Origin of the sequence: Faecalibacterium sp. IP-1-18, from assembly GCF_023347355.1 — a bacterium.
In the GTDB taxonomy this organism is placed as follows: domain Bacteria; phylum Bacillota; class Clostridia; order Oscillospirales; family Ruminococcaceae; genus Faecalibacterium; species Faecalibacterium prausnitzii.
Genome location: NZ_CP094472.1, coordinates 2228904 through 2240989, shown reverse-complemented (window position 1 = coordinate 2240989; position 12086 = coordinate 2228904). Strand labels below are relative to the sequence as shown.

10 protein-coding genes, 1 rRNA gene and 1 riboswitch are annotated in these 12086 nt (G+C 59.4%); of the genes, 5 read left to right on the top strand and 6 right to left on the bottom strand.

Translation table 11 applies throughout. The annotated features are described in order from the left end of the window. Positions 1 to 118: 118 nt before the first annotated feature. A 5S ribosomal RNA gene (gene rrf / locus MTP43_RS10670) occupies positions 119 to 235 on the top strand. A 111-nt stretch (positions 236 to 346) separates the two neighbouring features. Beyond that, the gene (locus MTP43_RS10665; RefSeq protein ID WP_015536863.1) at positions 347 to 1027 is read left to right on the top strand and encodes a DUF1287 domain-containing protein; all 681 of its coding nucleotides are present in this window, start codon (positions 347 to 349) and stop codon (positions 1025 to 1027) included. A gap of 87 nt (positions 1028 to 1114) precedes the next feature. Here the strand turns inward: MTP43_RS10665 and fba are convergent, their stop codons facing one another. Then, on the bottom strand, positions 1115 to 1978 hold the full coding sequence (gene fba / locus MTP43_RS10660) for a class II fructose-1,6-bisphosphate aldolase (RefSeq protein ID WP_005920439.1): 864 nt from the start codon (positions 1976 to 1978) through the stop codon (positions 1115 to 1117). 489 nt (positions 1979 to 2467) lie between these two features. Between fba and MTP43_RS10655 the strand changes: the two genes are divergently transcribed. The 3 genes from MTP43_RS10655 to MTP43_RS10645 are packed head-to-tail and all read left to right on the top strand — an operon-like array spanning position 2468 to position 6332. After that, on the top strand, positions 2468 to 2647 hold the full coding sequence (locus MTP43_RS10655; protein WP_143406217.1) for a hypothetical protein: 180 nt from the start codon (positions 2468 to 2470) through the stop codon (positions 2645 to 2647). A gap of 34 nt (positions 2648 to 2681) precedes the next feature. Further along, a complete protein-coding gene (gene rlmB, locus MTP43_RS10650) occupies positions 2682 to 3575 on the top strand; it encodes a 23S rRNA (guanosine(2251)-2'-O)-methyltransferase RlmB (RefSeq protein ID WP_015536864.1) in 894 nt (297 codons plus the stop codon). Positions 3576 to 3617: 42 nt separating this feature from the next. Further along, positions 3618 to 6332, top strand: coding sequence for a cell envelope biogenesis protein OmpA (locus MTP43_RS10645; RefSeq protein WP_113620857.1), 2715 nt, complete (start codon positions 3618 to 3620; stop codon positions 6330 to 6332). A 66-nt stretch (positions 6333 to 6398) separates the two neighbouring features. On the opposite strand, the gene MTP43_RS10640 is transcribed toward MTP43_RS10645, so the two are convergent. The 5 genes from MTP43_RS10640 to thiW form a co-directional block, all read right to left on the bottom strand. Further along, the gene (locus MTP43_RS10640) at positions 6399 to 7784 is read right to left on the bottom strand and encodes an alanine/glycine:cation symporter family protein (protein WP_097782463.1); all 1386 of its coding nucleotides are present in this window, start codon (positions 7782 to 7784) and stop codon (positions 6399 to 6401) included. A 259-nt stretch (positions 7785 to 8043) separates the two neighbouring features. Next, positions 8044 to 9354 (bottom strand): phosphomethylpyrimidine synthase ThiC, encoded by a 1311-nt coding sequence (gene thiC, locus MTP43_RS10635; RefSeq protein WP_015536866.1) that lies wholly within the window; start codon positions 9352 to 9354, stop codon positions 8044 to 8046. 332 nt (positions 9355 to 9686) lie between these two features. After that, positions 9687 to 10325 carry a thiamine phosphate synthase gene (gene thiE / locus MTP43_RS10630; protein WP_097778854.1) on the bottom strand — a complete coding sequence of 213 codons (639 nt, stop codon included), beginning with the start codon at positions 10323 to 10325 and terminating at the stop codon, positions 9687 to 9689. After that, positions 10312 to 11133 carry a hydroxyethylthiazole kinase gene (gene thiM, locus MTP43_RS10625; protein WP_113620859.1) on the bottom strand — a complete coding sequence of 274 codons (822 nt, stop codon included), beginning with the start codon at positions 11131 to 11133 and terminating at the stop codon, positions 10312 to 10314. Before thiM ends, thiE begins: the two co-directional genes overlap by 14 nt. A gap of 15 nt (positions 11134 to 11148) precedes the next feature. Beyond that, positions 11149 to 11664, bottom strand: a complete 516-nt coding sequence (gene thiW, locus MTP43_RS10620) for an energy coupling factor transporter S component ThiW (RefSeq protein ID WP_015536868.1) — start codon at positions 11662 to 11664, stop codon at positions 11149 to 11151. Positions 11665 to 11927: 263 nt separating this feature from the next. Next, positions 11928 to 12036: riboswitch (TPP riboswitch) on the bottom strand. Positions 12037 to 12086: the final 50 nt, after the last annotated feature.

Genomic DNA, 12086 nt, shown 5'->3' with positions numbered 1-12086 from the left:
TGAGACTTTTAAGTTAACGAAAAAATGTCAGCAGTGATTATTCAGTTTTGAAGGCACGTCCTTCTAAGAAATGCTGGACAGAAGCACAGAAATGTGTTATACTGATTCAGTCAAATTGGTCGGTGTCGATGACGGTAAGGTTCCACCTGTTCCCATTCCGAACACAGAAGTTAAGCTTACTTGTGCCGAAGATAGTTAGCTGGAAACGGCTTGTGAAAATAGGTAGTCGCCGACTTAACAAAGAGCTCTGAGATGAAAGTCTCAGGGCTTTTTTGTTGCGCTATATGCCAAGGGGTTGCAGAACAGGGAAAAAGTTGGTATCCTCAAAGCAGGAAGGGGTGAGAATATGCGTTCGGACAGAACCCGCAAGGATACAGCAAAGCGTTATATAGCGGTACTGGCGCTTTTACTGTTCTGCAGCATCGTATTTAATGTGCAGACACATTATCAGCGCACCACGGCAATCCGGCCGGAGGACGATTATCGGGGCAGGATATCGCAGTTTCATAGTAGCGTAGATCGGGATGATGACGGCGTAGACGATCAGTTGGATATTCTGAACGGCGCACTGGCCTATGTGAGCACACATCCAAAATACAAAAGCCGCTATTATGAGACCGGTTATCCTGACGATGGTTATGGCGTTTGCACCGATGTAGTTGCATATGCGTTGAAGAATGCGGGATATGATCTACAAGAGCTTGTGGACGCAGATATCCGGGAGCAGCCACAGGATTATATGGTGGAAGAACCGGATGCAAACATAGATTTCCGACGGGTACGAAACCTGAAGGTGTTTTTTGCACACACAGCAGCTGCCCTGACCACAGATGTCTCAGAAATAGAGGAATGGCAGGGCGGCGATATTGTGATCTTTGAAAGACATATCGGCATCGTGTCCGACCGGCGAAATAAAAACGGAGTGCCTTATATCATTCACCACAATGACCCATGGCAGACAGCTTACGAACAGGACATTCTGGAAAAACGAACCGACATCGTGGGGCATTATCGAATTTCAAAATAAAAAGCGGCCCCGCTGCACTGTGCATAACAGTGCAGCGGGGCCGCATACTTTATTGGGTGGTGTACCGGTTACGATACAAGCCTCAGCTTAGCCCTTGCCTGCGCAGCCGAACAGCTCGATCTTCTCCTTGCACTTAGCCTCGATGGCCTTTGCGCCGGGAGCCAGCAGCTTGCGGGGGTCGAAGCCCTTGCCCTGCTGATCCTTGCCTTCTTCGATGTACTTACGGGTGGCCTCAGCAAACACCAGCTGGCACTCGGTGTTGATGTTGATCTTGGAAACGCCCAGGCTGATGGCCTTTGCGATCATCTCGTCGGGGATGCCGGTGCCGCCGTGCAGAACCAGAGGAATGTTGTTGGTGGCCTTGTGGATGCGGTCCAGAGCCTCGAAGTCCAGACCCTTCCAGTTTGCGGGGTAGACGCCGTGAATGTTGCCGATGCCGGCAGCCAAGAAGTCGATGCCCAGAGCGGTGATCTTTGCGCACTCCTCGGGATCAGCAATCTCGCCAGCGCCTACAACGCCGTCCTCAACGCCGCCGATGGAGCCGACCTCGGCCTCGATGCTCATACCATGAGCGTGTGCCAGAGCAACCAGCTCCTTGGTCTTTTCCACGTTCTCCTCGATGGAGTAGTGGCTGCCATCGAACATGATGGAGGAGAAGCCGGCCTCAACGCAGGCCTTGCAGCCCTCGTAGGTGCCGTGATCCAGATGCAGAGCAACGGGAACGGTGATGCCCATGGAATCGACCATGGCGCTGACCATGGCGGCAACGGTCTTGAAACCGGTCATGTACTTACCAGCACCCTCGGAAACGCCCAGAATGACGGGGCTCTTCATTTCCTCGCAGGCGGTCAGGACTGCCTTGGTCCACTCCAGATTATTGATGTTGAACTGCGGCACACCGTAGTGGCCATCGCGTGCCTTGAGCAGCATTTCGGTTGCATTTACCAACATTATTCATTACCTCCAAAAATTATCGGGGTTCCGGCTCTGCCACACACCGCATTGTGCATGGTTTAACAAGCCCACATGGCTAGTATACCCCAAACTGCGCCTAAAATCAATCCGAACAGGCGCTTTTTCTTGCATAGAGCTGCTGCGGAACAGTCACGGCACAAAACGGCTGATGCAGCTGCGGCAGAAATACTCTGTGCTTGACAACAAAAATCCATGTACGATGCAACATCCGCCTTGTGCGGAAGCGGCGCGGGTTTTCAACAGATTTTAACATTCGTCAAAATGATGTTGGAGGAAATTGCAAAAGCGGACAATTTCTGGTTCAAAAAATTGTCATAATTCCAACTTGAATTTTACAAATTGTAAGGCTTTTGCCAGGATATGGGGGAACCTGCTGTTGAAAACCCGGTGGAAACTGTTTAATTCCACCCGGAAAACAGGCGCTGCGGCTAGACTTTTACACACTTTCCACTGAGTTTTCAACTTGTGGAAAAATCGCAGGCTATTTACGGAATGTATAGACACATTTTGTGGAAAACTTTTTGCTTTGGCAAAACAGCGGAAATGCGCCGTGCTGCCCGGGCAGCGGGCAAAACATTTTTACAGCTGCCCTGTCCGGCGGGGAAGCTGCGTTTTACTGAAAAAATTTTAGGCGTCAGAAAATAAAATCCCTGCAATTTGTGGCGAAGCCGGGCGAGATATGGTATACTTTATCTTGGATTATCATAAACAAAATAAAACGTTCCTGTGCGGCGCAGCCCGCCCGGAACGGAAGGAGCATAAAAAGATGGAAGAACGTAACCAGCCGCGCCGTCCGCGCCGCGATGCAGAGCAGCCGCAGCAGAAAAGTGAGAGCCTGATCTACGGCAAAAACCCGGTGACCGAGCTGCTCAAGAGCGGCTCCGGTGTGGACACTGTGCTTATTGCCGAGGGGATGGCCCCGGCAGTGGCGGCATACTATACGGCACTGGCCAAGGAGGCCGGAGCAACGGTCAAGCGGGTGCACCCTAACAAGCTGCGCCTGATGACCGGCACCGAGAGCCATCAGGGCGTGGCGGCTTTTGCCAGCGAGATCGAGTACGCGACCGTGGAGGATCTGCTGGCCGCAGCCAAGGCCAAGGGTGAGCCGCCCTTTCTGGTGCTGAGCGATGGCATTGAGGACCCCCACAATCTGGGCGCAGTCATGCGCAGCGCACTGCTGTGCGGTGCCCACGGCATCGTCATCCCCAAGCGGGGTGGTGCATCCGTTACCCCCACCGTCATCAAGTCCAGCGCAGGCGCTGCCGAGCGTCTGCCGGTGGCGCGCGTGGCCAACATCGGCGAGACCATCCGCCGCCTGAAGGAGCAGGGCGTGTTTGTCTACTGCGCCGACATGGACGGCGTGTCTCTGCGCAAGAATAACCTGACAGGCCCCATCGCGCTGGTACTGGGCAGCGAGGGCAGCGGGGTATCCCAGCTGGTCAAGAAGCTGTGTGACGGCGTGGTGCGGCTGGATATGGCTGCCCCCGGCACCGGCGTGGACAGCTATAACGTTTCGGTGGCGGCAGGCATTATCCTGTACGAGATCCAGTCGCAGCGCGCCGTAGAAGAATAAAACAAGCGGTAAACTCCATCCAGAACAGTGGGAGGGACAAGGATGCCGAACAATACAAATGAACGCAAGGGCAAGCAGGCGGGGGAGCTCTCGGCAGAGGAGCGTTTCCGCAACTTTTTCAGCACCAGTGTGATTGATCTGCCCGAGGAGATGACCCGCCGGGACGAGCCTGCCCCGGTGGAGGAAAAGCCCAAGGCCGGGTTGCTGGGCAAGCTGTTCAGCCACGACAAGGAAGAGACGCCCGCCCCGGCACAGCCTGTGCTGGAGATCCCCACCGGCGAGATCCTGCTGGGGGCAGATGCAAAGCCGGTACAGCCGGAGCAGGAGGACATGGCGCTGGAACTGCGTACCGCAGACCCTGTTCCGGCAATGCCGATGCAGCCCGCCAGCCCAGAGCCTGCCAAGGCAGTTCCGGCAGAGCCGGTGCCTGCACCCAAGGCGGCTGCTGCCGTGCAGCCGGAGCCGGAAAAGCCCGCGCCCCAGCCGGTGCCGCAGCCTGTTGCAGCCCCCCAAAAGCAGCCTAAGGCGAAGAACGCCCCGGAGACGCTGCTGCCGCAGGAGGAACTGGAGCAGCGGGAGATGCAGCAGCTGAAGGATATGCTCAACGGCATGAGCGGCAAGGCAAAGCCTGCCCCGCAGCCCGCAAAGCCCGTACAGGTAGCGCCGCAGCCCAAGGTGCAGCCCGCGCCTGCACAGCCTGCGGCAGAGCCGGAGAAAGCCCCGGCAAAGGCTGCACAGAACGCCGCCGAGGAGTTGCCGCTGGTGGTGTTTGCCAGCGCGCCGGCAGACCCGGAAACGCTGCCAAAAAAGCCGGAGAAAAAGTCTATTTTCCAGATGTTCGGCACGGCAGAGGACGAAAAGCCCGCTGCCCGCAAGCCGGAAAAAGAGGATACTATGAGCCTGCCCCTGCTCCCGCTGGAGCAGGACGGCACCCCCGCAGCGGAGACTGCCGCCTCTGTATCCGCACCGGCAGCTGCCGCGACCCCGGCACAGCCGGAGACCGCACCGGAAGCGCAAGCGGCTGCCCCTGCCGAGGATACTGTGCCGGAATCCACCACCGACAAGCTGCACCACATGGCTGCAGAACTGACCCTGCGGTGTGTGTTGGCGGGCATTCTGGCCGTAGTGCTGCTGCACTTTGGGCTGACAGCAGAGCGTCTGCTGCCGCCGCTTTCGGTGCTGGACCCGGACGCTGCTCCGGCGGCGTTCTATGCCGCCAATCTGCTGCTGTTTGCCGCCAGCCTGTTTGTGGGCTACCCGGTGCTGCGGGACGGTCTGACCGGTTTGCGCGGCCGTCCCAGTGCGGACACCATGCCCGCGCTGGCTGCTGTGGCAGCGCTGCTGCAGGCGGTGGTGGCCATGCTGAATGCCAACGCCTACCGTAGCACCGAGGGCATCGGTCTGCTGACCGGTATGGCGGCGCTGGGGTTGTTTCTGGCGCTGGTGGGCAGCCGGGTGATGCTGGCTGCCGTGCAGGGCGGCTACGCGCTGGCAGCAGAGGGCGGCGAACTGCGGGGCGCTTACCGCACCCGCGATAAGGACCTCATCCGCGCCCTTGCCCGGGATCTGGAGCAGAAGGACCCGTGGGTGCTGCTGAGCCGCCCGGTACAGACCGCCAGCAATGACTTTGTGGAGCAGAGCCTCAGCGAGCGCGCCAGCGAGCGCCGCGCCCGGAAGGTGGCCTGTATCCTGCTGGCGGCGGCAGTGCTCAGCTGCGTAGCCTTCCTGCTGTTTGGCGGCGGGATCAACTGCGCCGTGGCTGCGGCGGCTGCCGTGCTGTGCATGGGCGCACCCCTTTCCTCGGTGCTGGTGCCCGGTCTGGCGGCGCTGCGTCTGCAAAGAGCTGCTGCCGCTGTGGGCGCTGTGGTGCCCGGCTGGGCGGCAATTGAGGAGCTGGGCGGCATCGACACCATTGAGCTGGACGCCGACGACCTGTTTACCGCCGACAGCGTAACGCTGGAGGATATCCGCATCTTCAAGGGCGGCCGCATCGACCGCGCTATCCTGTATGCAGCCAGTGTGCTGAACGAGAGCTGCGACACCCTGCGCGGGCTGTTCAGCCAGATCATCGAGGACCGCATCGATATCCTGTTCCCGGTCAAGGATCTGGAGCAGCACACCGGGCTGGGCTTCTCGGCATGGTGCGACAATAACCGCATCCTCATCGGCACCCGCCGCTACATGGAGCAGGAGGGCGTGACCCTGCCGGAGCAGGATTACGAGGACGGCCACTCCAAAAACGGTGAGCTGCAAATTTTGTATCTGGCAGTGTCCGGCAACCTGCACGCCATGTTCGTGCTGCGCTATGTGGGCGGCCGCAATGTGGCACGCAGCCTTGCCTCCCTGCAAAGGGAAAACATCCGTCTGCTGGTCACCAGCAAGGATCCCAGCCTGACGGCACGGCACATCACCGAGGCTTATCATCTGCCGGAGGGCATGGTCACCGTGCTGGACGGCGACCAGTGTCAGGCCATTGAAGCCGCCGATGCTGCCCCGGAAAAGCCCGACTGCTGCCTGTACCACCACCGGGGCTTTGCCAGCCTGACCGGCGGCTTACAGGCTGCCGATCAGGCACAGAATGCCGAGACCAGCGCTACTACGGTGCAGCTGGTGTCGGTGTGCTTCTCGGTGTTCATTGCGGTGCTGCTGACCTATGCGGGCAGCATCTGGCAGCTTTCCATCGCCACAGTGCTAATGTATCAGGCCGCATGGAGCGCCCTGAGCATCGCCGTCTGCGCCCTGAAGCAGCATAGCTGAAAGCTTTCGCATATTACAAAACGGGCTGTTGCACAGAACTTTGTGCAGCAGCCCGTTTTTGTGATCTTATTTTATTTTCTTGCGCTTTTCGTAGTCGTTCAGAGCGGTCAGCGCTTCGCCGGAAAGGGGAACGAGCGCCAGCATATTGAAGATGGTCATCAGCCCGATGCCCACATCGCCCAGATCCCACACCACGGTGTAGGCCTGTGTACCGCCCACCAGCAGCATGGCCAGCGCCAGCAGCTTGTAGGCGGTCTGGCTCCACCAGTTGTCGCCGCACAGGTAGGCCACATTGCCCCGGGCGTAGTACAGCACCCCCAAAAAGGTGGAAAAGCTGAACAGTGCTAAGATCACCGCAATGAACACGATGCCAAAGCTGCCCAGATGGTACTGCATGGCGGTCTGTAAAAGGTTCATGCCGGTCAGCCCGGCGGTGATCTCCTGCGGCACCAGCAGCATCAGAAAAGCAGTGCAGCTGCAGATGACCACGGTATCGATCAATACGCCCAGCGCCTGTACAAGACCCATCTTTACCGGGTCGTCGCACTCCGCAGCGGCAGCGGCGCAGGGGGCAGAGCCGCTGCCCGCCTCGTTGGAGAACAGCCCGCGCTTGACACCGTTCATCAGCACCGCGCCAAAGCCGCCTGCGGCCACCTGACGCAGGCCGAAGGCCTCGGCAAAGATGCGTGCCAGCACGGCGGGCAGCTGCCGGAGATTCAGCACCACGATGCCCACCGTGATGACAAAGTAGCACACCGCCATGACCGGCACGATGAAGTCAAGGCTTTTCACGGTGGCATTCTTGCGCAGCACGATCAACGCTGCCAGCAGGGTAAGCACCACGGTGGTGGCCAGCGGCGGGACCTGAAAGGCGTTTTCAAAGGCAGAGCTGACCGAGTTGGAGATGACTTGGCTGATACCGCACCAGCAGATCAGACCGGACACTGCAAACAGCGCTGCACACACAGAGCGCTTGAGCTTTTTGCCCCGTTTGCGCTCGGCCAGCACATGGAGATAGTAGGCCGGGCCGCCGCGCCAGCCGCCGTACAGCGGGTCCGGCACGCGGTATTTCTGCGCCAGAGTGGACTCCACAAAGGAGGTGGAAGCACCCAGCAGCGCAGTGACCCACATCCAGAACACCGCGCCTGCGCCGCCCGCTGAAACAGCGGCCACCACGCCCACAAGATTGCCCATGCCCACCCGGGTGGCGGTGGAGATGACCAGCGTCTGGAAGGAGGAAAGCCCGCCCGCAGCCTGCTTTTTTTCGCACACTGCGCCGATCATATCCCGGAACAGGCGTACCGGCAGCAGTCGAGTGCGCAGGGTAAAGCCGATACCGGCTGCAAACAACAGCACTACCATAAAGGAGATGCCAATGCCGCCCGCCACCGGCAGGGTGAATAAATCGCCCCACAGCAGGCGGTAAAACGCTTCAATCAGATCAACTATCAAGAAAACAGCCTCCTGTACTTTTGAGTAATAAAGTTGCTACTTCATTATAGTACAGCACAGAAGAATTGTAAAATCTAAAAAATTGATAGAATAGATTGACCAAACTGAACGCAGTGCAGCAAATGCAAAATAATAATTCCACTGAATATGCCGCAGCTCGGCAGCGGAGGGCATTTTAAATCGTCCCACAAAAAAAGGACTGCCGCACGGTTTGTGCAGCAGTCCCGGAGGAAGAAGCGCCTTTCAGCGCGGGGAAAGCTTACAGGATATCGATGTATTCACCGGCCAGCGCCTTGTTCATGCTGCGCACGGCGCAGAACTTGCCGCACATGCTGCAGGTGTCGCTGTGGTCGTCCTCGGGCAGGCGGGCGTCGCGGATGGCCTTGGCGGTCTCGGGGTCCAGCGCGCAGGCGAACTGTGCATCCCAGTCCAGTACGCGGCGGGCATCGCCCATCTTGTCGTCAATGTCCCGGGCGTGGGGGATGCCCTTGGCGATGTCGGCGGCGTGAGCGGCGATCTTGGAGGCCACGATGCCCTGCTTTACGTCATCTACGTTGGGCAGAGCCAGATGCTCGGCGGGGGTCACATAGCACAGGAAGGCTGCACCGCTGGCGGCTGCCACTGCGCCGCCAATGGCAGCGGTGATGTGGTCGTAGCCGGGGGCGATATCGGTGACCAGAGGTCCCAGCACATAGAAGGGTGCGCCCATGCAGATGCTCTTCTGCACCTCCATGTTGGCGGCGACCTGATTCAGGGGCACATGGCCGGGGCCTTCTACCATCACCTGCACGTTGTGTGCCCATGCGCGCTTGGTCAGCTCGCCCAGACGCACCAGCTCTTCGATCTGGCACACATCGGTGGCGTCAGCCAGACAGCCGGGACGGCAGGCATCGCCCAGAGAGATGGTCACATCATGCTCGGCGCAGATCTCGCAGATCTCGTCAAAGTGCTCGTAGAAGGGGTTCTCGTTGCCGGTCATGCTCATCCACGCAAACACCAGAGAGCCGCCGCGGCTCACGATGTTCATCTTGCGCTTGTGCTTGCGGATCTGCTCGATGGTCTTGCGGGTGATGCCGCAGTGCAGGGTAACAAAGTCCACGCCGTCCTCTGCGTGCAGGCGTACCACATCGATGAAGTCCTGTGCAGTCAGCTCAGCCAGATCCCGCTGGTAGTGGATGACCGAATCATACACCGGCACAGTGCCGATCATCACCGGGCACTCGTGGGTCAGCTTCTGGCGGAAGGGCTGGGTGTTGCCGTGGCTGGACAGATCCATAATGGCTTCTGCGCCCATGTTCACGGCGCTCATCACCTTCTGCATCTCAATGTTGTAGTCCTTGCAGTCGCGGGAGACGCCAAGGTTCACGTTGATCTTGGTGCGCAGCATGGAGCCAACGCCCTCGGGGTTCAGGCACTTGTGGTGCTTGTTGGCGGGGATGGCTACCTTGCCCTCGGCGACCCACTGGCGGATCTCCTCGGTGGTGCGGTATTCCTTTTTGGCTACGATCTCCATCTCCGGGGTGATGATGCCCTTGCGGGCGGCATCCATCTGGGTGGTATAAGTCTGCATACGCTGTGTTCCTCCAAATGACAGTTTATCTCTGAACAGCAGGGTGCTGGTCATGCAGTGATGTGGGAGCGAACCGCCGGTCGGGAGTTTCTCCGAGGACCGTCCGCTGGGGTGGGACCCTGCTGCCGCAGGCAGTAGGGCGGGCGATGGAATGGCCCGATTCGTGTCCGAGGAGAAAGCTCCCGGCCAGCAGGCAAGTAGCCGTCATTCAGAAAAAACAGTACGCTCTGGATGCCGGCACCTGCGCAAAATACGCTTTTCATGTTGGTTTTCTCCATGAATTTTGTAACGCGGCCCAAGGTGGTGCCCCCGGTTTGCCGCGGGGTGATAGCTTACTTTATGATCTGCTCCGAAAGGGCACGCAGTTCGCGGCACTCGGCCTCGATGTCCTTTGCGGCAAAGATGGCGCTTACCAGCGCCACACCGTCCACGCCGGTGCCCTTGAGCTGCAGGATGTTCTCCTTGTGGATGCCGCCAATGGCCACCACCGGTACATCCACGGCGTTGCAGATGTCCAGCAGGGTCTGTCGGGGCATCTCGCTCACGTCCGTCTTGGTGTGGGTGGCAAATACCGCACCCACGCCAAGGTAGTCCGCGCCGTGCGCCACAGCGTCCAGTGCTTCCTGCACCGTGTGGGCAGAAACGCCGATCATCACGCCCTCGCCCACGCGCTGGCGCACCTGTGCGGCGGCCATATCGTCCTGCCCCACATGGATGCCCTCGGCGTGGCACTGCAGTGCCACTTCCACGTTATCGTTGATGAACAGCGGCACACCGTACTGCTGGCACAGAGCGTGGATTTGGATGGCTTCCTGTAAAAAATCCGCGTCGCCCAGCTGCTTTTCCCGCAGCTGCACGCAGGTGGCACCGCCCTTCAGGGCACTTTCCACCTGCTGATACAAAGTCTGCTCGCCCACCCATGCGCGGTCGGTCACCGCGTACAGGAGCATGGTGTGTTTATCGCACTTCATAGTTTGCGCCTTTCTCCAGCTGTTCGGGGGTCATGTTGTAAATGGCATCAATGATGTAATTGCGGTAGGTGGCGTTGCCATCCTGCGGGGTGAGCCGCTGGTGGGCAACTTCGCCCGCCAGACCCATGGCGCACACCGCCGCAGCGGCAGCTTCCAGCGGGTGGTCGGGGTTGGCGGTGACAAAGGCCGCCGTCAGGGCAGAAAGCTGACAGCCCGTGCCGGTGATGCTGCTCATCATGGCGTTGCCGTTGCGGATGCAGTAGGCTTTTTGTGCATCGGCTACGATGTCGATGGCGCCGGTAATGGCTACCACCGCGCCGGTGCGGGCGGCAAAAGCCTTTGCAAAGGCCACAGCGCTGTCCAGATTCTCCTCGGTCACCTTGTCGGCCACGTCTGCATCCACGCCCTTGGTGGTGCCTGCACCGGAGGCAAGGGTCTTGATCTCCGAGATGTTGCCCCGGATCACTGTGAACTGCACCTCCCGCAGCAGGCGGAAGGCGGTGTCGGTGCGCAGACGGGAAGCACCGGCACCCACCGGGTCCAGCACCACGGGGTGTCCCAGCTGATTGGCCTTTTTGCCCGCCAGCAGCATACTGGTGACGGTGCGGCTGTTCAGCGTGCCGATGTTGATGTTCAGCCCGCCGCAGATGGCGGTGATCTCCTCCACCTCGGCGGCATCATCGGCCATGATGGGGGAGGCACCGCAGGCCAGCACCATGTTGGCGCAGTCGTTCACGGTGACGTAGTTGGTGATGTTGTGGATGAGAGGGCTGCGGCTGCGCAGATTCTCAAAGGCGGTTTTGAGCATTCCCGGCACCTCCGCTCAGGAAAGGCTGTTCTGCATGGAGCGCAGAGCGCCGGAGCGCTGCAGGCTGAACACCACAGCACCGGCGATCACCGCACCCACGGCGGTGGAGATGAGGAAGGGCACGATATAGGCGTAGAAAGCGATGTCCGCAGCGCTCTTGCCCATCAGGAAGATGGCCACGGGCCATGCGCACAGGCCGCCCAGAATGCTGGTGCCGAACACCTCACCCACCACGGTGGCGATCAGGTTTTTGGTCTTGTGGTATGCAAGGCCGCACAGCAGTGCGCCGAACATACTGCCCGGGAAAGCCATCAGGCTGCCAAGACCCAGCAGATTGCGCAGCAGGGAAGCCACAAAGGCTACGCCCACGCCCCACCAGGGCCCCAGCAGAACGGCGCACAGCACGTTGACCATGTGCTGCACCGGGGCACACTTGCTGCCGAACATGGGAAAGCTGAACACGCTGCCCACTACGCACAGGGCACAGAACATACCGGCGAGGGCAAGCTTTTTGACAGAGAGATTTTTCATAATAAATTAGCTCCTTTTCAACCATCTGCGGCAGCGCAGGACGAACACCGGCGCTCCCGCAACAAAACAGCCCGTGCCCGCAACAAGGCGGGAACAGGTACGGAAGGTGCGGTCGAAGCTTACTGGCTTCCTCTCACGCCGGAACACGGCTTCCCATCGCTGCATTCATCCAAGGCTCAGGGCGCTCCCCCTCAGCTGGCTGCGGAACCTCCGCAGAGGCACAAAAAAACAGGAGGGGCCCGGCACGGCTCCTCCTGCAAAAAATCATAAAGGGTATGACTTCCTACGGCGGCATTATCCGCATCAGGTAAAAGGGTCGAAGCTTGCTATACTTCCTCTCAGCCCGCTGCACGAGCTCCCCTGTGTTTGATTGTGACTGTATTCTACACCTCTTTCCCAAAAAATGCAAGAGGGAAGGGGAC

Bases quoted from the DNA above. Each gene is read 5' to 3' on its own strand.
- MTP43_RS10665 (WP_015536863.1), top strand. From the start codon at position 347: ATGCGTTCGGACAGAACCCGCAAGGATACAGCAAAGCGTTATATAGCG.
- fba (WP_005920439.1), bottom strand. From the start codon at position 1,978: ATGTTGGTAAATGCAACCGAAATGCTGCTCAAGGCACGCGATGGCCAC.
- rlmB (WP_015536864.1), top strand. From the start codon at position 2,682: ATGGTATACTTTATCTTGGATTATCATAAACAAAATAAAACGTTCCTG.
- MTP43_RS10645 (WP_113620857.1), top strand. From the start codon at position 3,618: ATGCCGAACAATACAAATGAACGCAAGGGCAAGCAGGCGGGGGAGCTC.
- thiC (WP_015536866.1), bottom strand. From the start codon at position 9,354: ATGCAGACTTATACCACCCAGATGGATGCCGCCCGCAAGGGCATCATC.
- thiE (WP_097778854.1), bottom strand. From the start codon at position 10,325: ATGAAGTGCGATAAACACACCATGCTCCTGTACGCGGTGACCGACCGC.
- thiM (WP_113620859.1), bottom strand. From the start codon at position 11,133: ATGCTCAAAACCGCCTTTGAGAATCTGCGCAGCCGCAGCCCTCTCATC.
- thiW (WP_015536868.1), bottom strand. From the start codon at position 11,664: ATGAAAAATCTCTCTGTCAAAAAGCTTGCCCTCGCCGGTATGTTCTGT.